Source organism: Magnetospirillum sp. XM-1 (assembly GCF_001511835.1).
In the GTDB taxonomy this organism is placed as follows: Bacteria; Pseudomonadota; Alphaproteobacteria; order Rhodospirillales; family Magnetospirillaceae; genus Phaeospirillum.
On record NZ_LN997848.1, the window covers coordinates 2,334,649 to 2,357,994 of the forward strand.

Sequence of the window (23,346 nt, forward strand, 5' to 3'; positions counted from 1 at the left end):
TGGGTTGAAGGCGGGGTCGGGGCTTTGGAGTGAGTAAGGATGAGGAAGAGCGGTTGCACGGTCTGCAGCAGGAGCATCGGTTGGGTCGGCCTAGCTGTAAACACCGTACTGATGGTCATGAAGGCGTTCGTCGGTCTGATCGGCGGATCGCAGGCCATGCTCGCCGATGCCATGTATTCGCTGAAGGACATGCTGAATGCGCTGATGGTGGTCATCGGGACCACCATCTCCAGCAAGCCCCTTGACGCGGAGCATCCCTACGGCCACGGCAAGGTCGAATTCATTCTGTCCATGGTGGTCAGCGTCGTTTTCATCGGACTGACCGGCTATCTGCTGGTCCACGCCGTCCAGATCTTGTTGGATGAAAGCATGCACCGCACCCCGCATCTGATCGTGCTGTGGGCGGCGCTGGTTTCCGTCGGCGTCAATGTGGCCATGTATTTCTACTCCCGCTGCGTCGCCATCGAGACCAACAGTCCCATCATCAAGACCATGGCCAAGCATCACCATGGCGACGCCACCGCTTCGGGGGCCGTGGCGCTGGGCATCATCGGCGCCCATTACCTCAACATGCCGTGGATCGATCCGGCGGTCGCCCTGTGGGAAACCATCGACCTGCTGCTGCTGGGCAAGGTCGTCTTCATGGATGCCTATCGCGGCCTGATGGACCATACCGCGGGCGAGGCGGTGCAGAACCGCATCGTCGATACGGCGGAGCGGGTCCCCGGCGTGCGCGGCGTGATCCATCTGCGCGCCCGCTATGTGGGCCAAGACATCTGGGCCGACATGATCATCGGCGTCGATCCCGAGCATACGGTGGAGCAGGCCCACGACATTTGCGAGGCGGTTCAGGCCGCGGTCTGCGGCAAGATGCGCCGTATCGAATCGCTGCATGTCAGCGCCGAGGCGCGAGAAGCCGGAGATACAAGCAAGCCGACATTCTCGGAAGAACCGCTGACTTACGATGAAGTCATGTTGTCGAAGGTGGATAACTAGATGATCGGACTTCTCACCCTTGCCGTGTTCGTCGCGACGTTCGCCGTTATCTATCGGTGGGCGGAGGGCAGCCATCTGGCCGTTCTGGCCGGGGCGGCGGCATTGGTGGTGATCGGAACCATCAGCGGCAGCTACACGCCGGTCATGGCGCTGCGCTCCGTCTATTTCGAGACTCTGGCCCTGATCTTCGGCATGGCGGCCATTTCCGCCCTCCTGGCCCGCTCCGGCGTCTATGCCTATCTGGCGGCCGGAACGGCGGAACTGTCCCAGGGCCAAGGGCGCTGGATCTTGGTGATGATGGCGCTGGTGACCTACGGGATTTCGCTGGCTAGCAACTCCTTGGTGACGGTGGCGGTGGTGGTTCCGGTGACCTTGACGGTGTGCTTTCGCACCGGCATCGACCCCGTGCCGGTCATCATCGCCGAGATTATCGCCGCCAATCTGGGCGGGGCCTCGACCATGATCGGCGACTTCCCCAACATGATTCTGGCCTCGGCGGGCAAGCTTCACTTCAACGATTTCATCGCCGGGATGATGCCTGTCTGCCTGATCTTGCTGGCGGTGATGCTGGTATTCTTCGAGCGGCGTTTGGGCGACTGGAAAGGCTCGGAAATTCCGGTGGATCCGGTCTGGGCCCGGGGCGAGGCGCTGCGTCACAGTGCCATCGACCGTCGGCTTTTGAGTTATGGACTGATCATTTTCGGCATCACCGTCGCCGGTTTGATTCTGGCGGGGCCGCTGAAGGTGCGGCCGGGCTGGATCGCCTTTGTCGCCGGGGTGACGGCGCTGGGTCTGGGCCGCTTCAAGGATGACGAGTTCTTCTCGGCCTGCGGCGGCACCGACATCTTGTTCTACGGCGGCCTGTTCGTGATGGTGGGGGCCTTGACCTCGGTGGGGATTCTCGACTGGGCGGTGAACTGGCTCGAAGGCATTACCGCCGCCCATGACCGCGTCCGCGCCATCCTTTTGATGTGGATGGCAGCCGCCGTCACTATTTTCGTGGGCGGCGGCACCTCGGCGGCGGTCTTCGCCCCGGTGGCGGCGACGCTTCGCCTGGACGGGGACGGTCAGGCGGCTTGGTGGGCGCTGGCGCTGGGCATCATGGCGGGGTCGGTGGCTGCGCTGCCGGGCGCCACGGCGGGATCCCTGGCCATGACTCAATATTCCGGCTTCGTGAAGCGGCATTCGGAACTGGCATCCGCCGCCGCCGCCGGTCTGCAATTCACCCATCGGGAATATGTCCGCTGGGGCATGCCACTGATGGGGATCTTCTTGGTTCTGGGGACCGTCTATATCGCGGTTCTCGTGGGATGAGAGATGACGACAGGAATCCGAATGAGCTTGGAACTCAGCCATGATTGAAGTCGGCGAGACCATGGGCGAATTGCCCACCAACAAGATCGTGTTTTGCGAACGGTCGTGGAAGACGCCTGTCTCGATCCTGGCCTTCTTGATCTTCGTGACCTTCGCCTGGGGGATCTATCTCCTGGACCATTACGACGAGGACGACAATTTCCACGGGGCCGACGATCTGTCGGTGGGTCAGTTCCTGGTGCGCAACATCGCCATGCCGCATGTGCAGCGGCTGTATCACACGGTTCCCCCTGCTGTGGTCGGGGTCGGCGGCGGCGGGGTCAATGCCGGTCCGGTGGCCTCGGGGGCCATCGTGGGGACCAACGGCTATGTGATCACCACCTTGCATTCGGTGTCCAATCTGCCGGAGATTTCGGTCCAGGTGGCGACGACGGGTGGGATCCGGCGCTTTCCGGCCCAGGTGGTGAAGACCATTCCGGGGCATGATCTGGCGCTGCTGAAGATGCAGACCACCGAGAAGTTCCTGCATTTCCGCATGGCCGACGTCCAGACGGTGGTGCCGGGTCAGCAGGTCTTCGCCTTCGGCCGCAACATGGCGGGGGCGCCGCTGGTGCGCCAGGGCCTGGTGCAATCGGCGGATGCGCCGCTGGCGGTGGGGGCGACCCAGATCACCCATCTGCTGCGTTCGGACGCGGTCTACAGCTGGGAACAGACCGGCGGCCCGCTGGTCAATGCCCAGGGTGATCTGGTGGGCATCAACATCGCCGCTACCGGCCCCACCGGCAAGGTGGAAGGCTTCACGGTGCCGGCCCAGGTGATCGTGTCCCATCTTCAGGACGTGGTTCGCTTCAAGAAGGGCTCCGCCACGGCACCCGGCCAACCTCAGACCCAGACCGTCGCTGCCGGTTCCACCAATTGGTGGTCCAAGGCCCGGGCGGTGGTCGGGGGACCGACTGCCATTCCGGGGATGGGCATGAACGTCGTGCAAGGCAATGTGGTCAAGGGCAATGTCGCGCCGTCCATTCCCTCGGGCATGCCCTTCATCGACACAGACCATGTCGGGGGTGCAAAGATCGGCGGATACTCCGTCGCCGATATCGTCGGCCTGGTCATGCTCGCCTTGGCGGCGGGTGTCACCGGCGGCATGATGACCATGGGCGGCGGCGTGCTCCAGGTCGCCGGCATGATGGTCTTCTTCGGCTATGGCATGTATCTGATCCGCCCGGTGGTCTTTCTGACCAATGTGGTGGTGTACGGTGCTGCCTCATTGCGCAACGACAAGGCTCAACTGGTCCAGTGGGACAAGGTCAAGCCGCTGATTCCCTGGGGCATCGCCGGCGTGATCCTGGGCTATTTCATCGGCAACGCCATCGGCGATTCTGTGGTGGGTATTCTACTGGGCCTGTTCGCTCTGATCATGGCGGGCAAGGCGGTCATGGAAATTCTTCAGCCCAATGCCGGCGAGGAAACGGCCGAGTCCATTTCCGCCGCAGAGGCTGAAGACGAGATGGACGAATTGATGGCTTTGGCAGACGGCACCTCCAGGCCCAAGGCCAGCGGTCTTGCCTTGCCGGAAGGCCATGCCCGTTCGGCGGTGTTGGGGCTGCCCATGGGTCTGTTCAGCGGTATTCTCGGCATCAGCGGCGGCGTCATCGAGGTTCCGCTGCAGCGCTATGTGGGACGCATCAGCCTGCAAAACGCCATCGCCAACAGTTCGGTCCTGGTGTTCTGGGCCTCGGTGGCCGGTTCGGTGGTGGCCTTCCTCCACGGATCCAGCACGGGTCTGATTCATTGGGAAGCGCCGGTGACCCTGGCCCTGGTGATGATTCCCGGCGCCTATGTGGGCGGCATCATCGGAGCGCGCCTGATGCGGGTCTTGCCGGTGCGGGTGCTCAAGGGCGTGTATGCGGCGACCATGGCCGCTATCGCTCTCAAGATGCTGACCTCGGTGTGATGATCATGATGCTGGGATTGGCCGGACATGAATAGCAAGGTGGCGCTTCTGGTCGTGGGACTGGCCGTTGTTCTGGCGCTCGTCATCGGGCGGCAGGGGCCGGTCGCGCCCCAGGCCACGAATACGCAGTCCCAGGCGGTGGCAGCAGGGCCGGTCGCGGCGCCTGTGGCCTTTCCCCAGCCCCTGTATCCCCAGGCGGCCAATGTTGCCATGCCGGTGGAGCCCGATCCTGCGGCGGGCGGCGGGACCGCGCCGGCGACGGAATCGCCGCTGCCCAACTTCGTTCCGCGCAAGCTGAAGGTGTTCGAAGGGCATTGGCAGGGCATGGACGGTCGCCTGATGACCGAGGAACTGGCCCGCAAGCTGAACTATCCGCGCGGCCTGCAGGGGGTTTTGCTGGGCGAAGTCACGCTGAACGCGGCGTTTTCCGGGCTTTTGGCCGGCGATCTCATCGTCAGGATCGACGATACCCCGGTCACCGACATGGAGAGTTTCAAGGCCGCCAGCCGGACCGTGGCCAACCGCTCCGAAGCGCGGATCAGCGTGCTGCGTAAGGACAACCGGCCGGGGGCTCCGGTGGTGCGCAAGCTGACGGTGGTCCTGCGCGAGGCCGAGGGCGGCCTGGGCTTCGCCCAGTTGGAAGGCGCGCCCATGATCCTGGCGGGCGATCCGCGCCCCCACGGCTATCGCGGCGCCTGCACCGATTGCCACCCCATCGGCCAGGGGTTCGAGTTGACCCCCGACCCAGATTTGATAAGCCTGCCCCCGCCGACGATCACGCGTGATATGGTCGCCCGGAGCGTCAATCCTCACGAAGTGCGCGGGCCGTGCGAAGCCTGCCACGTCATAAAGTGATCAGAGCCACCTGATTAGGATTTTGGAGAACACTATGTCTAGCAAGCCGTCGGATATTCTTGACGAGGTCACTCTTTACGCTCACTACGGCCTTTCGGTGGCGAAGAAGCTCGGAATGAACATGGTCGATGCGTTCCGTGCGGCCTTTTCCGTCAACGACGACATCCGCCAGGTGTATTACCGCGACAAGGGCATCTCCCACGCCAAGGCCGGGCGCTATTCCCAGGCCGTCATGCTGCTGGAGCAGGTCTACGACGCCGATGCCTTCGATGTGGATGTGGCTCTGCACCTGGGAATCGCCTATGTGAAGACCGGCGCCGTCGATCGCGGCACCGAACTACTCGAACGTTCCTTGGCCGATGCGCCCGACAACGTGAAGGTGGCGACCGTTCTCGGCCTGACCTATGTGCAGGTGCAAAAGTACGATCTGGCCGTTCCGCTGCTGATCAAGGTGGCCGAGGCCAATCCCATCAATTTCAACGTCCGGTTCCGTCTGGGCGTGGCGCTGGACAACCTCGGCCGTTTCGACGAAGCCATCGACAGCTTCAAGATCGCGCTGGGCCTGCGTCCCAATGAAGGCAAGGTGCATCGCGCCATCGCCTTCAGCTATGAGCAGATGGGCCGGCACGAGGAAGCCTTGCCGCATTTCAAGAAGGCCAATGAACTTGACGAAGGGGCCTCGGTCTGAGGCCGTATGAGGGGCGTTTCCTTCATACGACGAGCTTAGAGAGGCGGATATGGCATTAGGCGACGCGAATGTTGGTTCGGCCCCTGGGGTCGACTTCAGTGCGCTGCAACGGGTGAAGCAGTCGGAGGAGCTGCTTGCCCAGTTGTACGTGGTGGAGGAGACGCCGCGTCGTTTGGGGCGTGGGCCGGTGCACGCTCTTATGGTCATATCGGTTTTGTCGGTTGTTGCGTTCATCGCGACGTTGCTGATGCGCTACAACACCTTCGTGACCATGTCGGAAGACACGCAGGCGAAGCGGTCCAATTACGAGGTGATGATCCAGCGCCGGGACAATCTGTTCGGCAATCTTGTGAAGCTGACGCTGAACCATGCTGCATTGGAGCACTCGATCTTCTCGCATACCTCGGACAAGCGGACCGAGGGCGTTGAGGCTGGCAAGGGCGGCCCTATCGGCTCGGCGCTGGAACAGCTGATGAAGCAGGGCGGGATCGGCAAGCTTCTGGGTGATATTGGGGGCGGCAAGGCGCTGCTGGGGGCCGACGGAGGCTTCGGCAATGCGCTGGGCCGTTTGATGGCGGTGGTGGAGCAGTATCCGACCATCCAGTCGGTGGATACCTACAAGCATATGATGACGTCGCTGGTGGAGATGGAAGACCGCATCGCGACGCGTCGGGAGGATTACAACGCCGCCGCCTCGACCTACAACATCGAGATCACCAAGTGGCCGTGGAACTATCTGGCGTTCATCACCGGGTTCAAGCGGGCGGAGTATTTCCAGGAAAAGCCGGCGGGCGACACGCCGATCATCACGCCGCAGCTGTTCCAGGAACTGTTGCCTCTCAACCATGCGCAGGACATCAAGAAATGATCTGGACGGCGGTGATCAAGGGGAGCGCGCTGGTGACCTTCGTGCAGGGCGCCATGGTGCTGGTGGACAAGATCTTCGGCGAGGAGATCTTGCCGCACCGGATCTACAGCAGCGCGGAAGCCTCGCAATTGCTGGGGATGGACCGTCTCGAGGTGCTGGGCCTGATTCGTTCGGGGACGATCAAGGCGAAGAAGGTGGGCGATAATTATCGTATCCTGGGCTCCAATCTTGTGGATTACATGAACCGATGAAGTTCGAAAATTGCAGGGATTGCCGCGAGGAAGTGGTGTGGTGGGCCTTTACCGCCGACATCTGCATGACCCTGTTCAAGGGGGTCCTCGGGCTGATGAGCGGCAGCGTGGCGCTGGTGGCGGATTCGTTGCATTCGGGGGCGGACGTGGTGGCCAGCGGGGTGACCCAGCTCAGCTTGAAGATTTCGAACAAGCCAGCGGATGAGCGCTATCCGTTCGGCTACGGCAACATCCAATACATCTCGTCGTCCATCGTGGGCTCCTTGCTGCTGATCGGGGCCAGCTTCTTGATGTACGGCTCGGTGATGAAGCTGATCTCGGGGACCTACGAGGCGCCAAGCATCTTCGCGGCGGTTGGGGCGTCGGTAACGGTGATCGTCAACGAGCTGATGTATCGCTACCAGATCTGCGTGGGCAACGAAAACAACAGCCCGGCCATCATCGCCAATGCCTGGGACAACCGGTCCGACGCCATCTCGTCGGCGGCGGTGATGGTCGGCGTGATCGCCTCGGTGATCGGCTTTCCCATCGCCGACACCATCGCGGCCATCGGCGTCTCGGCCCTGGTGGGACGCATCGGCCTGGAACTGATCGGAACCTCGATCCACGGCCTGATGGACAGCTCGGTGGATACGGAATTGCTGCAGACCGCCTGGCAGGTGGCCATGGACACGCCCATGGTCCACAGCATCTATTTCCTGCGCGGTCGCCATGTGGGCGAGGACGTGCAGTTCGACATCCGCCTGCGGGTCGATCCCAATCTGCGCATCAAGGACAGTTCCATGGTGGCCGAGGCGGTACGCCGGCGCATCCAGGAGGAAATCCCCCACGCCCGCGACATCCGCCTGTTCGTCAGCCCGGCACCCGCCGCCGCGGCACGGGCCTGAGCGAGAGAGGGGCGGCGTCATGGACATCCGGCCAGAGCGTATGTTGAGCCGTATTCGGCAGATGGCCGAAGGCGCCGTCTCGCCCCAGCTGGTGCTCGGCCTCGGGGGCGTCCTGATCCTGGGGCTGGTTGTGAGCGCCATGCTTCCCGACCGCTTCACAGGCGGCGGCAAAACCGGCGGCGGCGTCACGGCCCAAAGCCAGGCATTGTCGCTTCCCGCCGCACTGCCGGGTCTGTCGCCCTTTACCCCGGCGACGCCTTTGCAGTTCAGCGGCCGTGTCACCCAGGTGGCCAGCATCGGCAACGATGTCGGCTGGGGGCAGGTCCATATCTGGATCGACAACGGCACCGGCGCCCTGCAGGAGATTTCGGTGGCGCCGCAGGCATATCTTACCCAGATCGGCTGCCCGTCCTTCGACGGAGCGCGGGTCAGCGGCGTCGGATTCATCTTCGATCCGGGGCGGCCCAATGCCGAGCTTTACGTCAAGTCGATCCAGGTCGGCGGGCGGACCTGCAAGTTGCGCGATGACGAGGGACTGGCACTGTGGATGGTGGTGCAGTGAGTCCGAGGAGACGGGGAAGGTGAGCATGGAGGCGCCGCGGCGCGGCCGTCGCTGGGTAAGCTTGGGGATGATCGCCTTGTTGGCGGCGATCGGGCTGGGACTCTATTGGGACCAGCTGTCCACGCCGTCCGGCATAACGCCCGCCACCTCGCCCCGACGGGCGGAGGGGCTGCTGCTGGGGCGTCTACCGCTGCCCATGGAGCCATCGCTGCTGTCGCCGTTGGAGCGGCTGCTGGAACCGCCGCTCCGCTACAAGCTGATGACCATCCGCCATATCCCGCCGGTGAAGCCAGGAACCGGAATGCCGCATCCCTATGTAGGCGATTGCATCCAGTGCCACCTGATGGTGGGCGGCCCGGCCGCCGGCTCCCAGTTCAAGACGCCCTATGGCGCCGTTTTGGAAAATCTCTCGCGGGTCCGCAAGCTGGGACCGCCCATTCTGCCGACCTCCCGCCAGCCGCATCCGCCGGCCGGACGATGCATCAAATGCCACGACATCGTGGTCAAGGTGCCGGTGGACAAGAAAGGCGGCATGAGATGGCAATTATGATCGCGGGCGCCATTCCCCGCTGACCAGGGACGGGACGGGGCGGAGCGATGCGCATCGCGGCGATCATCAATGAACGTGCGGGAACCGTCGCCTGCCTGTCGCCCCCGGTCGTCGCCGCCCGGCTGTCGGCCATCTGGACCTCGCTGGGCCATCAGGCCCATGTCACCCTGGCCGAGGGAAAGGACATGGGGCGCGCAATTCGCAAGGCGTGCCGTGATCCCGCCGTCCATGCGGTCATCATCGGCGGCGGCGACGGGTCCTTGTCCCGATCGCTTAAGCATGTGGTGGGAAGCGGCAAGTCCCTGGGTGTCCTGCCGCTGGGAACCATGAATTATGTCGCCCGCCAGTTCGGAGTGCCGTTCGACCTTGACCGGGCGGCGGTGGCCTTGGCCGATGCGGTTCCCACCCCCACCGATTTGGGGCGGGTCAATGACCGTTTCTTCCTGATTCGTGCCTGTCTCGGCGCATTTCCTGAATTCATCCGTTCTCGCGACGAGGCCCGCCGCAAAGGAGGGAGCTTTCTGGACGGAGCCCTGGCCGGGCTGACCGGCCTGGCCCGGGGGCATCGCTTGATCGAAGCGGAGTTGATCGGACCCGACGTCCAAGCCCGGATCGCCACTTCCTTTTTTATGGTGTCCAACAATATGTGCCGGGATTCCGATCCGTTCCAGCTGGAGCGCGAGCGCATGGATGGCGCTACCCTGGGGGTTTATATCGGGCAGGGGGCGGGGCCCTTCAGCCTCATGGATCTGGGCCTGCAGGTGGCCATGGGGCGCTGGGCCAGCAACGAGGCCCTCATCCGAGGCTCCTTGCCCTGGCTGGAAATCCGGACCCGGCAGCGCAAGCCGCTGGTCTCCATCGACGGCGAGGTGGAAAAGATGGAAGCCCCCTTCCGCTTCGACATCCTGCCCGGCGTCCTACCCATGCTGGTGCCCAAATAATCGCGGCCTTGCAAGGTGGTGCGGTTGCCATGGACGGCAGGCAACTGCTATAGAATAAACCACGGTGCGCATTGGCGTCGCCGATGCTGGGAAGGCCGATGAAACCAAGCAAATGCCAGGAATGTCGTGACCGAGCGGCTTGGCTGGACATGTTCACCGCCCTGGCTCTCGCCGTGTTCAAGACCGCTTTGGGGGTGCTGAGCGGCAGCATGGCGCTTCAGGCCCATTCCCTGCATTCCTTCGGCGATTTTCTGACCAAGGGCATCAATCTGGCCAGCGTCAAGCTGTCCAGCCGACCGGCCAATTCCGCCTTTCCCTACGGCTACGGCAAGGTTCAATTCCTGTCGGCCAATTTCATCGGCATCAGCTTGATGGCCGGGGCCGCCGCCATGCTGTGGTACAACGTCACCCATCTCGGCTCCGGCCATGTGCAGGTCCCCGAGGTCTGGGCCGTGTTCGGCGCCCTGATCTCCGCCGGAACCGCCGAACTGATGCATCGCTATCTGCGCTGCGTGGCCGAACACACCAACAGTCCCGCCATAATGGCCGCCGCCGCCGACAATCGGGGCGACGCCTATTCGTCTCTGGCGGTACTGGCGGGCATCGTTTTGTCCATCCTGGGATGGGTGGCGGCGGATCATCTGGCCGCCATCTTGGTGTCGCTGCTGGTTTTGCGCATCGGCGCGGTGATCGCCTGGGACAGCATCCACGGCTTGATGGACGGCAGCGTTCCCTCCCATCGCATCGACGGCATCCGGCAATTGCTGGCCGCCCACCATCCCGGCGTCAGCGTCGTGGACCTGCGCGGTCGCCGCATGGGGGAAACCTGGGAAGTGGATCTGCAGCTTTCCATTTCAAGCCAGGTCACGGTCGAGGAGTGCCATGCCCTGACCCGGGAACTGGAAAGCAGGATCGCCCGGGAAGAGCCGCACGCCTGTCACATCCGCATCCGGTTTATTCCCCAATCTGGGGATGCGGCAAAGACCGCCGTCATCGAGACGGCGGCGGCGGTGGATGAATTCGCCTATCTGGTCGAGGCGTCCGCGGCCCTCCGGCCGCTTGGCCACAGCCGCAATGGCGGCTGATCGCGGCGTGCGCCGGATTTGGCGCTCGCCGCTATAGGGACCGGGGCCGCTACGCTGTTGGCGATTGGTTGAGGCGCTGGAAGGCGGCCTCTTGGGAATCGGCGGCGCGGCGCTCTTGCAAGATTACATCCGCATCGTTCAGTCGCTTGGCGGCCACAAGCTTCAGCGGTGCGGCGTCATCCTTTTCCAGCTCGCTGAGGGTATTGTCTCGGGCCGTCAGCGACAGCACGTTCTGCCATCCGGTCTTGATCATCTCCAACAGGTCGAGGGAGAGCGAGGGGTAGCCGCCGAGCATTGTGATCAAGGTGTCGAATTCGGACATCTTGTAAAAGATCTTCGACGACGCTCCCAATGCGGCGGGGGTGGTTCCATCGACGATCCGAGACGATTCCTGGACGGTCCGTTCGAGGCCGGAGGCCAGGATTCCCAACGAGAACTTACTGACGGTCCGCATGATCTCGGCGTATTTCTTCTTGAAGAAGGACCCTGCCTCGCCTTCCTCCCGGCAATAGCCGTGGACCAGCCCCATGAGGTTCATCAGACGATTGAAATGGTCGCTGATCTTCGCCTTGGCGTTTTCCTCGGCGGGGTCGTGAAGCAGGGCTTGAAGCTCTTGAGAGATGCGCAGGGCCTCTTGGACAACCTGGACGCGGCGGTTGGACGGTGGCAGATGCTCGATATCGGGGCCTCGGCCGCCGCCGGATGTTGCGGCCATGCCGATTCCGGCGGTGGCTTTGGACGGCGGCCGGCTTGGCGTCTCGGCGGTCGCGCCGCTCGGCGCCTCGGCGGCATTTTCGGGCCGGGCGGCGGCGGACGGTTTCGGCGGCGCGTTTTCCGCCGCCGGGCGCGGGGCCGTCCCATCGGTGGCGCGGCGACGCGGTCCCTGGTAGTTGGGAAGATCGTTCCGCCTGCGGTCGGGACCGGCATAGCCGCCGCAATTGATGAATTCGCGCGAGTCGGTGAGAAGCGCCGAGACGGCTTTCAGCATCCCCCGCAGAGTGAGGGGGAGGGTGGCGAAGCCGGAGGCACCGGCATCCCGGGCTCGGGTCAGACGCTCATTATCCCATCCTTCCGTGACGCACAGGAAGGGAACCGTCCGGGCTCTGGGGGACAAGTCGCGCCGGATATGCTTCAGCAGGTCGATGTGACCATCGCCGGCCTCCGCCCAAATGACGAGATCGATGGTGGTGTAACGAAGCTGTAAAGTGGCATGTTCAACCGTATCAGTTTCGTGAATTACACTAATTCCAATCTGATTAAGAACGTCGGCCAGTAGACGGCGCTTTTTCTTGTCTGATGAAATCAGAAGGCATGCAAGGTTCTTAAATGATGGTAGAGTCAACATGCATTAACTCATAAGACGGCGGAATTGTATTTAATGAAGGGGTGGTAGATACAGTGGAGAATTCGGTGTGTCTGCCCCATTCCCTCGCCCTCATCTCTCGGTACGCCGAAGGAGGGGTCGCTTGGTGGCAAGCTTATTCCGTATGATGTGCCGAGTCCATGGGAGGCGAGGAAATCGTGTTCGAAAGATGGAATGGCCCGGCTGGCCAGCTCAACCTCGGCGCAAAAATAGCCAGTAAATCTCATAATTCGAGGGTTGTGCTGCGGCCTTGGCAATGCTTCGATACACACCTGATCGGTGGCGTTCGAAAAGGGGTAGATCCTCAAGATGAAGCCATTTGCTGCCTGTAAGGGCCTTGTTGTTATCGCAGACGGCGGCCTGCGCAGGGTGCTGCGTGAGTTGTTGCTTGGGGTAAAGATGCATGATGTCGAATATCTTTCCGATGTCGGAGGGGGAGCGCATGCCCTTCGCGCCAATCCCTCTATCGACCTGATCATCTCCCAAAACGACGTACCGGGCGGCGGGAGCATTGCCATCGCTCGCTTTGTCCGTTGGGAAATGTCCGCTCCCGCCAATACGCTTCCCATCATCAGCCTGGGCCGGGACTGGACGCCGGAACTGCTTCAGGAAACCCGCGAGGCCGGAATCTGCGAGGTCATCGCCATGCCGACCTCGCTGATGGCGGTGCAGGCGAAGCTTTTATCCGCCATGGACGGCAAGCGGCCTTTCATTTCCACCGCCACCTATCGCGGCGGCTGTCGTCGTCGCCGGTCATCCAAGGGTCACCAGGGACCGTTCCGCCGGGCCGAGGACCGCATCGCCGAGCAGCTAAATCAGGCGGTCGAGAAATCGGAACGGCGGGCCATCCGGCAGGAATTGCAGGGAGAGCGTTCCTTGCCGCCGGTGCCCGGAATGGCGGCGGCCGCGCCGCAGAGGGGCTCTTTCGCGGCGCCAGCGCGTCCCAGGGCGGATGAGGCCGAGGAGGACGAAGGGGGCGACCGCCAGACCCGCGCGGTGATCGACAAGGCCTTCGTCACCGCCCGCCTGATCGAGCAGCTTCTGGCGCGGTTGGTGACCACCACCGGCGCCGAGGCGCAGGGGGCTCTGACCACGGCGGTGGCCGATGCCGAAGAGCGCCTTATCAACCTCATGGCGCTGGCGCAGATGCGCATCGAGCAGCACGGCTGCTCCGCGGCGGATATCGAGCGTCTGCGCATTATCCGCAAATCGGTGGATGCCAGCGCGGAATCGCTTCTGCGCGCCCACCTTTCCCGGCTGATCAAGTCCGGCGAGGACATTTTGTCCGGGCGTGCCGGACTGTCTTTCAATATCGGTGGCGCCATGCAGGCTCGCATGAGCTATGCCCAATTCCTGATCAATGTCCGCGGCGGCATCGACATGCTCGACAGCGAGGTCAAGGACGCGGTCAAGAAAGCCCAAGGCATCGTGGCCCAGGTGAAGGAAATCGAGGCAGGGGTGTTGCCCTTGCCGCAGTTCGACACCGCCCGCTCGCCGAAGTCGCAGACGTCCGGCCGTTCTGGGCCTGCGGGCCGCTGATCCGGTTTCGGCGCCGAATTCGGCGCGATCGGCCCCGTTTCCGAACCATAGAAGATGACGTATTTTTCCCCTTCGGCTATGATTGCCGACGGTTTGCCCCGGCCTATGGAGACCGGGTGCTTTCGCCCGGGGATCTCGGCGCGGCCCATGGGTTTGGAAAGCGGCTATGCTGACAGCGATCATCGCCGGTATTTTATTGTTTCTGTTCGGAGTTCTCATCAAAGGCGTGTTCGCGCACGCCATGGTGATTCTCGTCGCCTGGTTGGCCAAGAACGGCCTGCTGCTGGCCTTTCTCCGGACCCGTTTCGGGCGTCGCGTGGTCCGGAACGCACGGTTCAGAACCTATGCCCAGGTAGGGCCGGGCAGCGGACGGCGGCGAGCCTATCAGGTCTTCAAGCGGATGGCGGGGGCCGAGCGGGCGACGGTTCGCGTCCTGACCCGGGTGCGCGATGGTTTCGCCCTGATGATCCGCCGCCGCCCCAATACGGCGGTGGTGCCGCACCGCAAGAATCCGTCTTGAGGGGGGCGGCGGCTAGTGTCCGTCCCTCTGCCTGAGCGCGGCCCTCCAGCCGCTTGGCCGCTCGCTAAATGCTCGCCTGAGCGTCGTGCCTCATATTTGAGGCACGACGCTAAAGCAGCCGCCGGACGTTGATCTTCAGGGCTTCGGCGATCTTGCGCAGCACGATCATGTCAAACCCGGCTTCCAGGGCGGCCAGCGTTTCGAGGCTGATTCCCGCCGTCCGAGCCAGGGACTCGCGGGTCATGCCGCGGTATTCGCGATAGACTTGGACCGGGCTTTGCCCGGCCATCAACCGGTCCGCCACCGTGTGGGGGAACTGATCCCGATCGCTCACGGCGGCGGGGGCGCAGGGCTTTGGGGGCTCGGCAACGGGGGTGGACTTCGGAGGTTCGGGCGCGCGCGGTGCCGCCTGCGGCTGCTCCCCGGTCAGCAGGACGCGCATCTTTTCGAGAATTTCCGCCATCTTGGCGTCCCGCGCACTGTCCGTTTCCGGTGAAGGCACCCCCTTTTCCGTGCCCATCCTTGTCTCCTGTCTTGGCCGAATACCGGACTTGGCGTAAGCCTCGGCCCCAGGCGTTAAGGTTGCCGTATGCCCCCTTCAATTCGCAAGGGGTTTGATAACCCGGCCATAACCATGCTTCAATGCCTATTTATCGGATACAGGCTAGCACGGAATGGCTTTTTCCGTTTTCCTCGGCTGGTTCTTTATTTCCTGGGATGCGGAGCGCGCGTGGGGCCAAGGATCGTGGAATGTCATTGAATACCTCCTTCTTAGGCAAGGCATGCATGGTCGTGGCCTCGGACGATTCGCTTTGCAGCTTGATCGCGACATCCTTGCATCAGATTGGATTTGCCGACGTTTTGAAGTCGGGCATCCTGACCGAAGCGATCAAGTTCGCCGCGTCCGGCATCTATGACCTGATCGTTTGCGCCGGTACCGATATCGACGAACCGCTCGACATGATTCGGCGCATCAGAATGGAAACCCCCGAAGGCGTCGTGACCGGGCCGATGATTTGCGTCATCAGTCACATGGATGTCGGCAATCTGTCCATGATGCGCAATTCCGGGGCCAATTGCGTCATGACCCTGCCCATCAGCACGCGCAGCATGCTGAAAAACGTCAATCGCGCCTTGAATGAAAAGCGCGAGTTCATCGCCAACCCGACCTTTCGGGGGCCTTGCCGCCGCAATCTCGCTCCGGGCCTTTACGAAGGGCCGTTCCGTCGCGCTGCCGACCGCCAGGACGGCGCGACGCAATTGCCGTCTCCGTCTCCGGCCCCCCGCAAGCTTGCCGCCAAGGGCCATACCGGGGAGCTGGGCCTGGCCCCGCGCCGACCGCATGCGCCGGCCGTCGTGGGGGAGGATCCCAATTCCCAGGCATCCATCATCTTCAATGGCGTGAGCGAAATCGCCGCCAGAATCGAGCATCTGAAGGAAGCCCTGCATGCCACCGATGATGAACGGACGCGCAAGGTCGTGCGCGCCGAGATCATGGAGGCGGCAGATAGGCTGGTGAACCTCGTCACCCTGGTGGATTTGAACAAAGGTTCCCATCGCGGCCAGGACAATCCGCTGCGGCAGAAGATCGGGGCGATGAAGGCTTTGTTCATCGGCATCTTGCGGCAAATGTCCGTCGGTAGGCTGGATGCGATCATCGCCGATATGGAGAAGTATCTGAACGGCGGAGAAATCGCCCTGGGAGGCGGCGACCTTCTGCAGGAGCGATTGGCCTCGGTGGAGGAAATCGTCGCGGTTCTGGGCGGACGCAAAGCCGACGAAACCATGAAGCGAAAGCTGGATTCCGCCTGGGAGGGAATCGGGAAGCTCCAGAAAATGGAGGCGGAACATTTTGAATTGGCCGATCTGACGCGCAACAAGCGCAGCAAGCGCGGGGCGAGCCGGTTTCGTCCGCCCGCCGAGGCGAATGACGGGGTGGCAAGCCAGAACGGGGTTGCCGATCTTTTGCGTTCGCGTGGGGAGAGGGGGGGGGAGAAGGCTTGATCAGGGCCGTGGGCGGGGCGGGGCGGTCGGCGAGTTCGGCGCCGAGCCCCTATTTCAGCCGAAGTTTCTGCTGTCCGGCCAGCCGCGTCACCGTCACGGGCGTTGCCGCGGGCGACGGTCTTGCTGCCGTGATGGGGACCGGGGCTGATCGGGGGGCGGCGGCAGCGACCGGCGGCAGCATCGAGCGGGCGGCGGCCACATCGGCGGCGACCTGCTTCATGCCGCGCCGCAGGGCGGCGTTTTCGGATTTCAGCCGCTTGGCCTGGAGCCAGTTCCGTTCGCTTTGTTCCAGGCATATCTGCAAGATGACCTGGAGGCGGAGCATTTTATTGTCGGCGGGTGGCGCCTGGACAAGGGAAGCCTGGGTGTCGCGGGCTGTTTCGGAAAAGATGTCGGCGGCCACGAAGTCGCCGCCGTTCTCGCGGGCAAATTCGCCCTCCTGAATCACGGATTCGGTCAAATGCGCCAGATGGGCGATAGCGGCCATCATTTCCTGATCGGACGCCGCGCCGGGGGCTCCGGGGATGTTGCCGCAGGCGTCCAGAATTTTCAGCAGAAATTCATGGGATTTCTGCAGGTTCGCCAGCGCTACGGACAGTATCGAAGGATGCGCCATCTCTCAGGACCTTGTGCTGACGCGGACAGGCCCATTCTGTCTGAACCCGTCGGGATCGGCAATCCCATCCGGGCCGTCCTTGCGCACGACGGCCCGGCTTATCCCCAAGCCCGAAGGAGGAGCATATGCCGACGGGGGGCTTTCTTGCCTTTGGCTATGAGACAAGCTCGGTGTCCAGGCCTGCAGCCATATACACCAGGGGGCGGTCATCCACATTCGCGTTGGTCAAGATCCCTTTGTATTGGGCATCCACCACCCGGATATGGTTGTTCAGCCAATCCGTGACCAAATGCGCCAGGGTGCCGATCTTTTCGATACTGCCCGTCTGGCGGTAGTCCTGAATGATGCGGGTTACTCGGTCGGCAAAGGCGTCGTGCGCCGCGATATGCTCGACCAGATAGGCGTAGTCGGCCTTGGCCATGGCCTTTTGCTCGCGCAGGAAGTGCCCCTCGATATATTCCTCGAGGATATTGATGGAGGTTTCGATGAGGTAGGGCTGATCGTTGTCGGGCGTGGAGGTCACGTCGCTCATCAGAGCTGCCAAGCGAAAGAACGCCTGATGATCTTCGTCGATAATTTCGACGTTCACGGATAAATCATCGGTCCATTCGGGGAGCGGATTGGTCTGGTTCATTCCTCGTCTCACGACCTGCTTGAACGGGCGGCCCAACTACGGCAATACCCCATGCCAGAGTCACATAGTCAGCCAGCGCGACCAAAAGTCAACCGGGATCGCCGGCAAATCCGGCCAAAGTCCAAGCTGCATTCCAAAGCCGCGAGGCTTCCGATCCGAACCTTGGGGAAACGGCCCGAACCTTGGGGAAACGGCATCGGCGGCGTCTCCCGCGGGGCGAATCATCTCGAATACGATCACTAACTGTAGCATGAATCGGCCCAAGGGCAGAGAATAAAAATAAGTCGCAATATTTGATGGGCGGCAACATATCTCCAAGGATGCAACAATCGTTTGACGAGCCCCGCCCGTATGGGGCCCAATTCATGGGGCCATGCGGCTTTTACCGGGGCTCGCAATCGAAAGGGGAGAAGTGTGGCGCATAATAATGCTTTCGGCTTCAAGGAGATTCGCCGGGCGGTAAATTCCGCAGGATGGCTTCGGCTGCTTTTGGTCGTGGCCATTGGCCTGACGGTTGCGATCTTGTTCGTGCATCTTTTCGTCGCGATCGCGGTGGGGGCGCTGTGCATACTTTTCGTTCATCATGCGGTCCAGCGCGCCATGGGGCCGGGAACCCGGATTCGGTTGCGGATGCCGCCGGCAATGTCCGCGCGATTGAAGGGCTGGATGTGGCGCAAATGACGGTTCCAGTCCGACAAGGGGGCCTGGATGGATGTGTCGTTTGCCGGTGGCCTATTATTTCAACCTAAGCGATCGTGCCGGCGAACTGGCCCTTGGGCGCCCGGTTCAATTTCCTGGCCTGTGACGTGACGGCAAAGCACACGCTGTCCGAGGATCGAAAGTTTTTTGGACAAATCCAAGCGATTCGAGATACAGCAGGACGAACGCAGGCAATCATTTCGGGCGACAATGGCAATATTCGGGCGAAAAACTCCACCCATCCAAGCCGGTGACCGATTCACAAAGGCAAATGACCACACCAGGAAAGTCTGGGAGGTGTCCCGCCTTTGGACGGCGGTCGATGGTGTCCCCCATGCCCGGCTCGTGAACCAGCATGAGACGTTGATGGTGTCGGTTGGAACGTTGAATGATCAAGAGTTCTTCGTGGTCGTTCCTGTGAAGCGGAACGAACCGTAAAACAGATCTGCGGTGGCGAACGGGCGAGAACTCTACCACCTAATCATGCTGGACGGATTTTGGGGATGGGCGGGAAATATCCATCCAGATATAGCCGATTAGGTGAATACCACATCCGGGAGACATTTGCCGATCAATGCATGAGGGCAGAGCCGAAATCTTGGTAGGTAACTTGGCGGTATATGGCTTTTGAAATAGGCATGATACCTTTGCTGCGTGAACGGCTTTAGTCGGACAGGCTTACGTGCTGGAGTATTTGCCTATGACCTCCGCTGCACAACCAAATGCTGCAATTTCAGTTTCATCATTTCGAAGGCTAATGGTTGGGTCTGCTGCATTATGGACATCGGCAGTCTTGCTTTCGTTTTGGATGGCGGCTGAAAACGAAAGGCAGCAAGCGGTAAGTCTGGCAATTCAAGAAGCACGAACCAGCGTGCAAACAGATATCGGCTTCCGCCATTGGGCTGCATCCCATGGTGGAGTTTATGTGGCTCCTGACACCCAAACTCCACCAAATCCGTACTTGCATGTTCCCGACCGTGACGTGGTAACGACAAACGGCAAACACCTGACCTTGATGAATCCGGCATATGTGCTGCGTCAACTGATGCAGTCGGGATTTGTCGCCAAGGGCCGAATTACGAGTATGAAGCCCATCAATCCTGAGAATGCTCCGGATGCATGGGAACGTCAGGCACTTCAGCGTCTGGAGCAGGGTGAGACAGAGGTAACTGAAAAGGTTCTGAGCAACGGAAAAGCTGCTGTCCGTGTTATGGCACCAATCCGCGTCGAACAATCCTGCCTGACTTGCCACAATGCTCTGGGCTACAAGGTAGGCGACCTACGAGGAGGTATTGATGTCACCATTCCATTGGAGAAATCCAATGAAATTGCGTCAACGGAGATCAAAAGATTAGCGATCAATCATGCAATCTTCTGGATTCTGGTGATGTCTGGGATCGGCTTGATATGGATCATCGGAAAATCACATATTAGGCAGCGTGAATTATTAACTAGAAAGCATTTGATAACTCAATTCTCAATAGACCGAGCGGAGGAGCCTGTTTACTGGATTAATGAATCTGGGTTGATTTCATATGTGAATAATTCCGCATGTTCACTTTTGGGGTATGCTGAGACTGAGATATTGAATCTACACGCGTCTGAATTAAATCCGGACCATCCTCGGGAAAAATGGGCGGAGCATTGGGGTTCTCTAAAAGAAAATAGTTTCCTGCGATTTGATGCAATTTTAAAACGCAAAGACGGATCAACGCTTCCGGTCGAAATATCGGCAAATTACCTCTCCCATGAGGGGCAGGAATTTGATGTGGCGTTTGTTCGAGATATGAGTTCGCACAAGGAAACCACGGTTAAGATTGCTCATTTGACGGATATTTATGCGGCTTTGAGCCAAACCAACAAGGCCATCATTCGCAGCAAAAGCCGCCAGGAACTCTTTGATGCCATCGTTCGAATATCGGTGGATTTCGGGCATTTTCGCATGGCGTGGATCGGCGTGGTCGATGACGCGAGCCAAGCAATAGTTCCAGCAGCTTGGGCCGGTGAGGGGGGCGCCTATTTAGATGGTCTGAAAGTGTCCGCTGATGCGGATAGCCCTTATGGACAAGGACCGTCCGGGCAATGCATTCGTGCTGGTGAGTACCGCGTTGCAGAGAATTTTTTTGGAACCCAGATAACAGCACCTTGGCAGAAGAGAGCAGCATTCTTTAATTTTAATTCATCGGCCGCATTTCCACTGAAAAATCAGGGAAAAGCCATTGGTACATTATCACTTTACTCAGACGCTCCAGAATTCTTTACTGACGATCTCATCGAACTTCTGACGGAAATGACCGATGAAATTTCATTTGCCTTGGATCGAATGGACCTTGAGGCCAGTCATCGTCAGCATGAAGCCGAGCAGAAAGAGCTGGTCGAACGCTTGATGGCATCCAATACGGAATTGGAACGCTTTGCCTATGTCGCATCTCATGACCTTCAAGAGCCGCTGAGAACCATCGTTTCCTTCACACAATTGCTGGATCGCCATCTGGGCGACAAGCTCCCACCGGAAGACCGGGAAAATTTTGAATTCGTCGTTGGTGCGGCAAAGCAGATGGGGCTGCTGATCAACGATCTTTTGGCGTTTTCCAGAGTTTCGGCAAAAGGTGTCTCGTTCTCCCGCGTTTCCCTTACGGCGGCATGTTCAGCGGCACAGGATAATCTCAGAGAGGTCATTTCCCAAAATCACGCGGAAATCACTGTAGGCCAGCTTCCCGAGGTGATCGGCGATGATGTCCAATTGATGCAGGTGTTTCAGAACCTGGTCGGCAATGCTGTCAAGTTCCGCCACCCTGACCGTAAGCCTCAAATATCCATTGATGCAGAGCAGAAAGACGGCAAATGGCAGATTGCTGTCCGCGACAATGGCATTGGCATTGCGGACACCACCCAGGATATTTTTGAGATTTTCCGGCGGCTCCATGCTGGAAATCAATATCCAGGAAGTGGCGTTGGACTTGCGATCTGCAAGCGGATCATCACACAGCATGGTGGGCAAATTTGGGTGGAGTCAGAACCTGGGCACGGAGCCACCTTCCGGTTCACGGTGCCGGTATAGATTTGGGAACGCATAGCGGCGAGGTTTGGGTCGAGCAATCGCCTTCAGGTGGCTCGACTTTCCTGCTTACCTTGCCGACTTCTGAGTAAATCCGTTTGGTTGACGATGCCTGTTCGTCGTGCCATTCGTTACAGCCATGCTTTTCGCAGGGAGGGGCAAATGAACAAGTCCGAATTGATCGCCGCCGTTGCCGATGGTGCCAACATGACCAAGGCCGACGCGGCAAGTGCCATCGACGCTGTATTCGAAGCCGTCACCGCCGCCATGAAATCGGGCGATGACGTGCGTCTTGTTGGCTTCGGGTCTTTCTCGGTTTCTGCCCGTCCTGCACGTGAAGGCAGGAATCCGCAGACTGGCAAGACCCTCACCATCGCGGCCAGCAAGTCTGCCAAATTCACCGCCGGAAAGAGCCTCAAGGACACCATCAATGGCCGATGACATCAAGGCTCTGACCACTAAGATCGTGGCCGCCTACCTGAGCAGCAGCACCTTGGCGGCCACTGAAATCCCAACCCTGATCAAGTCCGTTTATTCGACTTTAGCCGCTACGGACAACCCTGCTTCAGCACCGGCTGAACGGCAGCAACCTGCCGTTTCGGTGAAGCGGTCGGTGACCCCCGATTACATTGTCTGTTTGGAATGTGGTGATCGGCAAAAGATGCTTAAGCGACACCTCACGACTGGGCATGGGCTGACTGCCGACGAGTACCGGGCCAAGTGGGCTTTGCCCAGGGATTACCCTCTCGTCGCCCCGGAATACGCCGCACGCAGATCGGAGTTTGCGAAAGCTGTTGGGCTGGGCTATTCCCGGACGAACCGGAAGCCCAAATCAGCCACCTGATGAACAGGGAAGGGATAGTCATGCCGCCACGTAAGGCTTCCAAGCCCGCAACCGCCCCCAAGCCTGCCAAGGAAGCCAAGAAGACTGGCCGGTCCACCAGAGGTCCGCCACGCCATCGTCGAATCTGAATTCGCCAAGTTGGACCTGAACCTGAGACGTGGCGTGGAAATCAGGGAAGAAGGTCGCGGCAGGGGCGTTTGAAGCCGGTCGTGCCGCTGGTCCGTCTCTGGCCCTTCACCCTGGTGTCCATGGGAAAGATTCTCGGAAACAAGTAAGGGGCGTCCCCCTGCCAATTGAAGTCATTCAATAGCAATAATGGAATATCTTGGCTGTTGTTCTGGGGCACGTGGTACTCATTGGTAAGTGCCGATTGATGGCCGCAAATTAGAGCGTCGTGCCTCAAATGTGAGACGCGATGCTCGGGCGAGCATTGAGCGAGCGGCCAAAGCGGCCGGAGGGCCACGCTCAGGCGGAGGGCGTACATAAGGCCCAAGGAAGGGGGGCGCGCGCCTTACGGCGCGGGGAAGGCCCTGCGACTGCAAGATTGGGGCGCTCGCGCCCGCCCGCCGTTTGAGGGCTCTGCGATGATCGGTTCCGGTCAGCGCAGATTGGTATAACGTAACCAAGATGAAAGTGAGAAAACCATGTTTCCACGAATCCGAAGGGCCTTGGTCGTTGATGACGCTAAGCCGATGCGGGAACTGATCAGAATCGCTCTGGGTTCCTTTCATTGCCTCGATGTCATCGAAGTGGAGGATGGTACGCTCGCATTCGGTGCCGCCAACATCGTCAGCCTTGAAGACGGCGAATTGACTGATGGCAGCACGGATATCGTTTTCCTCGACTGGATGATGCCCATGCTCGACGGCATAGCCTGCACTAAACTGATCCGTTCAGGCGGGCTTGATGGCTTTAATGCCGATGTTCCAATCGTCATGGTTACGGCCAGGACAGAAGATGAATGCGAGAGAACGGCTTTGGATGCGGGCGTCACCGTTTTTGTCAAGAAACCCGTCTCACTTCGCTCACTTTCCGCCGGAATTGCTGAAGCCCTGACCAAAACACCTCAGAAGGTGCTGGCGTAGCTTCCCCTTTAAAAAGGGAAGTGATCGAAAAGA

24 protein-coding genes are annotated in these 23,346 nt (G+C 60.6%); 20 read left to right on the forward strand and 4 right to left on the reverse strand.

Annotated features, from left to right (window positions below):
* Positions 1-39: 39 nt before the first annotated feature.
* The 12 genes from mamM (at position 40) to mamV (ending at position 10,951) form a co-directional block, all read left to right on the forward strand.
* Positions 40-996, forward strand: a complete 957-nt coding sequence (gene mamM, locus XM1_RS10945) for a magnetosome biogenesis CDF transporter MamM (protein ID WP_011383399.1) — start codon at positions 40-42, stop codon at positions 994-996.
* A complete protein-coding gene (gene mamN, locus XM1_RS10950; protein ID WP_068433414.1) occupies positions 997-2,310 on the forward strand; it encodes a magnetosome biogenesis transporter MamN in 1,314 nt (437 codons plus the stop codon). It abuts the gene before it with no gap.
* Between the two features lie 40 nt (positions 2,311-2,350).
* Positions 2,351-4,264 carry a magnetosome protein MamO gene (gene mamO, locus XM1_RS10955; protein ID WP_068433415.1) on the forward strand — a complete coding sequence of 638 codons (1,914 nt, stop codon included), beginning with the start codon at positions 2,351-2,353 and terminating at the stop codon, positions 4,262-4,264.
* Positions 4,265-4,291: 27 nt separating this feature from the next.
* A complete protein-coding gene (gene mamP, locus XM1_RS10960) occupies positions 4,292-5,119 on the forward strand; it encodes a magnetosome magnetite formation protein MamP (protein WP_068433417.1) in 828 nt (275 codons plus the stop codon).
* A gap of 34 nt (positions 5,120-5,153) precedes the next feature.
* A complete protein-coding gene (mamA, locus tag XM1_RS10965; RefSeq protein ID WP_009869052.1) occupies positions 5,154-5,807 on the forward strand; it encodes a magnetosome protein MamA in 654 nt (217 codons plus the stop codon).
* A gap of 49 nt (positions 5,808-5,856) precedes the next feature.
* Entirely contained in the window at positions 5,857-6,675 is an 819-nt protein-coding gene (gene mamQ, locus XM1_RS10970) for a magnetosome protein MamQ (protein ID WP_011383430.1), read from the forward strand.
* Positions 6,672-6,926: a magnetosome protein MamR gene (gene mamR, locus XM1_RS10975; RefSeq protein WP_008622632.1), complete on the forward strand. Its 255-nt coding sequence runs from the start codon at positions 6,672-6,674 to the stop codon at positions 6,924-6,926. The genes mamQ and mamR overlap by 4 nt, the downstream gene beginning before the upstream one ends.
* A complete protein-coding gene (gene mamB / locus XM1_RS10980; protein WP_008622631.1) occupies positions 6,923-7,813 on the forward strand; it encodes a magnetosome biogenesis CDF transporter MamB in 891 nt (296 codons plus the stop codon). The genes mamR and mamB overlap by 4 nt, the downstream gene beginning before the upstream one ends.
* 19 nt (positions 7,814-7,832) lie before the next feature.
* Complete coding sequence (gene mamS / locus XM1_RS10985) at positions 7,833-8,375, forward strand: magnetosome protein MamS (protein ID WP_068433420.1); 543 nt, start codon at positions 7,833-7,835, stop codon at positions 8,373-8,375.
* 67 nt (positions 8,376-8,442) lie between these two features.
* A complete protein-coding gene (mamT, locus tag XM1_RS10990; RefSeq protein WP_008622199.1) occupies positions 8,443-8,925 on the forward strand; it encodes a magnetosome protein MamT in 483 nt (160 codons plus the stop codon).
* Between the two features lie 47 nt (positions 8,926-8,972).
* Positions 8,973-9,866, forward strand: coding sequence for a lipid kinase MamU (gene mamU, locus XM1_RS10995; RefSeq protein WP_008622201.1), 894 nt, complete (start codon positions 8,973-8,975; stop codon positions 9,864-9,866).
* Positions 9,867-9,964: 98 nt separating this feature from the next.
* A complete protein-coding gene (mamV, locus tag XM1_RS11000; RefSeq protein ID WP_231920771.1) occupies positions 9,965-10,951 on the forward strand; it encodes a CDF transporter MamV in 987 nt (328 codons plus the stop codon).
* A 49-nt stretch (positions 10,952-11,000) separates the two neighbouring features.
* On the opposite strand, the gene XM1_RS11005 is transcribed toward mamV, so the two are convergent.
* Positions 11,001-12,296: a hypothetical protein gene (locus tag XM1_RS11005; protein ID WP_231920772.1), complete on the reverse strand. Its 1,296-nt coding sequence runs from the start codon at positions 12,294-12,296 to the stop codon at positions 11,001-11,003.
* Between the two features lie 327 nt (positions 12,297-12,623).
* On the opposite strand from XM1_RS11005, the gene XM1_RS11010 reads away from it, so the two are divergent.
* Both XM1_RS11010 and mamW read left to right on the forward strand, forming a co-directional pair.
* Positions 12,624-13,853, forward strand: a complete 1,230-nt coding sequence (locus tag XM1_RS11010; protein WP_231920773.1) for a chemotaxis protein CheY — start codon at positions 12,624-12,626, stop codon at positions 13,851-13,853.
* Positions 13,854-14,019: 166 nt separating this feature from the next.
* Positions 14,020-14,373, forward strand: coding sequence for a magnetosome protein MamW (gene mamW / locus XM1_RS11015; protein ID WP_008622215.1), 354 nt, complete (start codon positions 14,020-14,022; stop codon positions 14,371-14,373).
* 109 nt (positions 14,374-14,482) lie between these two features.
* Here the strand turns inward: mamW and XM1_RS11020 are convergent, their stop codons facing one another.
* A complete protein-coding gene (locus tag XM1_RS11020; protein ID WP_011383409.1) occupies positions 14,483-14,893 on the reverse strand; it encodes a helix-turn-helix transcriptional regulator in 411 nt (136 codons plus the stop codon).
* A gap of 230 nt (positions 14,894-15,123) precedes the next feature.
* Here XM1_RS11020 and XM1_RS11025 point away from each other — a divergent pair, with 230 nt between their 5' ends.
* Positions 15,124-16,377: a response regulator gene (locus XM1_RS11025; protein ID WP_068433428.1), complete on the forward strand. Its 1,254-nt coding sequence runs from the start codon at positions 15,124-15,126 to the stop codon at positions 16,375-16,377.
* 49 nt (positions 16,378-16,426) lie between these two features.
* On the opposite strand, the gene XM1_RS11030 is transcribed toward XM1_RS11025, so the two are convergent.
* Both XM1_RS11030 and XM1_RS11035 read right to left on the reverse strand, forming a co-directional pair.
* Complete coding sequence (locus XM1_RS11030) at positions 16,427-16,993, reverse strand: hypothetical protein (protein WP_008622357.1); 567 nt, start codon at positions 16,991-16,993, stop codon at positions 16,427-16,429.
* A 154-nt stretch (positions 16,994-17,147) separates the two neighbouring features.
* Positions 17,148-17,627, reverse strand: coding sequence for a bacteriohemerythrin (locus XM1_RS11035; protein WP_043743477.1), 480 nt, complete (start codon positions 17,625-17,627; stop codon positions 17,148-17,150).
* Positions 17,628-18,041: 414 nt separating this feature from the next.
* Between XM1_RS11035 and XM1_RS11040 the strand changes: the two genes are divergently transcribed.
* The 5 genes from XM1_RS11040 to XM1_RS11070 all read left to right on the forward strand — a co-directional run bounded on the left by XM1_RS11040 (position 18,042) and on the right by XM1_RS11070 (position 23,313).
* A complete protein-coding gene (locus tag XM1_RS11040) occupies positions 18,042-18,308 on the forward strand; it encodes a hypothetical protein (RefSeq protein WP_156428702.1) in 267 nt (88 codons plus the stop codon).
* A gap of 718 nt (positions 18,309-19,026) precedes the next feature.
* Positions 19,027-21,387, forward strand: a complete 2,361-nt coding sequence (locus XM1_RS23235; RefSeq protein ID WP_231920774.1) for an ATP-binding protein — start codon at positions 19,027-19,029, stop codon at positions 21,385-21,387.
* Between the two features lie 159 nt (positions 21,388-21,546).
* A complete protein-coding gene (locus XM1_RS11060) occupies positions 21,547-21,825 on the forward strand; it encodes an HU family DNA-binding protein (RefSeq protein ID WP_008622030.1) in 279 nt (92 codons plus the stop codon).
* Positions 21,815-22,228, forward strand: a complete 414-nt coding sequence (locus tag XM1_RS11065; protein ID WP_008622031.1) for a MucR family transcriptional regulator — start codon at positions 21,815-21,817, stop codon at positions 22,226-22,228. The genes XM1_RS11060 and XM1_RS11065 overlap by 11 nt, the downstream gene beginning before the upstream one ends.
* Positions 22,229-22,872: 644 nt before the next feature.
* Positions 22,873-23,313 (forward strand): response regulator, encoded by a 441-nt coding sequence (locus tag XM1_RS11070; protein WP_008622032.1) that lies wholly within the window; start codon positions 22,873-22,875, stop codon positions 23,311-23,313.
* Positions 23,314-23,346 lie beyond the last annotated feature (33 nt).

Bases quoted from the DNA above. Each gene is read 5' to 3' on its own strand.
- mamM (WP_011383399.1), top strand. From the start codon at position 40: ATGAGGAAGAGCGGTTGCACGGTCTGCAGCAGGAGCATCGGTTGGGTC.
- mamN (WP_068433414.1), top strand. From the start codon at position 997: ATGATCGGACTTCTCACCCTTGCCGTGTTCGTCGCGACGTTCGCCGTT.
- mamO (WP_068433415.1), top strand. From the start codon at position 2,351: ATGATTGAAGTCGGCGAGACCATGGGCGAATTGCCCACCAACAAGATC.
- mamP (WP_068433417.1), top strand. From the start codon at position 4,292: ATGAATAGCAAGGTGGCGCTTCTGGTCGTGGGACTGGCCGTTGTTCTG.
- mamA (WP_009869052.1), top strand. From the start codon at position 5,154: ATGTCTAGCAAGCCGTCGGATATTCTTGACGAGGTCACTCTTTACGCT.
- mamQ (WP_011383430.1), top strand. From the start codon at position 5,857: ATGGCATTAGGCGACGCGAATGTTGGTTCGGCCCCTGGGGTCGACTTC.
- mamR (WP_008622632.1), top strand. From the start codon at position 6,672: ATGATCTGGACGGCGGTGATCAAGGGGAGCGCGCTGGTGACCTTCGTG.
- mamB (WP_008622631.1), top strand. From the start codon at position 6,923: ATGAAGTTCGAAAATTGCAGGGATTGCCGCGAGGAAGTGGTGTGGTGG.
- mamS (WP_068433420.1), top strand. From the start codon at position 7,833: ATGGACATCCGGCCAGAGCGTATGTTGAGCCGTATTCGGCAGATGGCC.
- mamT (WP_008622199.1), top strand. From the start codon at position 8,443: ATGATCGCCTTGTTGGCGGCGATCGGGCTGGGACTCTATTGGGACCAG.
- mamU (WP_008622201.1), top strand. From the start codon at position 8,973: ATGCGCATCGCGGCGATCATCAATGAACGTGCGGGAACCGTCGCCTGC.
- mamV (WP_231920771.1), top strand. From the start codon at position 9,965: ATGAAACCAAGCAAATGCCAGGAATGTCGTGACCGAGCGGCTTGGCTG.
- XM1_RS11005 (WP_231920772.1), bottom strand. From the start codon at position 12,296: ATGTTGACTCTACCATCATTTAAGAACCTTGCATGCCTTCTGATTTCA.
- XM1_RS11010 (WP_231920773.1), top strand. From the start codon at position 12,624: ATGAAGCCATTTGCTGCCTGTAAGGGCCTTGTTGTTATCGCAGACGGC.
- mamW (WP_008622215.1), top strand. From the start codon at position 14,020: ATGCTGACAGCGATCATCGCCGGTATTTTATTGTTTCTGTTCGGAGTT.
- XM1_RS11020 (WP_011383409.1), bottom strand. From the start codon at position 14,893: ATGGGCACGGAAAAGGGGGTGCCTTCACCGGAAACGGACAGTGCGCGG.
- XM1_RS11025 (WP_068433428.1), top strand. From the start codon at position 15,124: ATGTCATTGAATACCTCCTTCTTAGGCAAGGCATGCATGGTCGTGGCC.
- XM1_RS11030 (WP_008622357.1), bottom strand. From the start codon at position 16,993: ATGGCGCATCCTTCGATACTGTCCGTAGCGCTGGCGAACCTGCAGAAA.
- XM1_RS11035 (WP_043743477.1), bottom strand. From the start codon at position 17,627: ATGAACCAGACCAATCCGCTCCCCGAATGGACCGATGATTTATCCGTG.
- XM1_RS23235 (WP_231920774.1), top strand. From the start codon at position 19,027: ATGACCTCCGCTGCACAACCAAATGCTGCAATTTCAGTTTCATCATTT.
- XM1_RS11060 (WP_008622030.1), top strand. From the start codon at position 21,547: ATGAACAAGTCCGAATTGATCGCCGCCGTTGCCGATGGTGCCAACATG.
- XM1_RS11065 (WP_008622031.1), top strand. From the start codon at position 21,815: ATGGCCGATGACATCAAGGCTCTGACCACTAAGATCGTGGCCGCCTAC.
- XM1_RS11070 (WP_008622032.1), top strand. From the start codon at position 22,873: ATGTTTCCACGAATCCGAAGGGCCTTGGTCGTTGATGACGCTAAGCCG.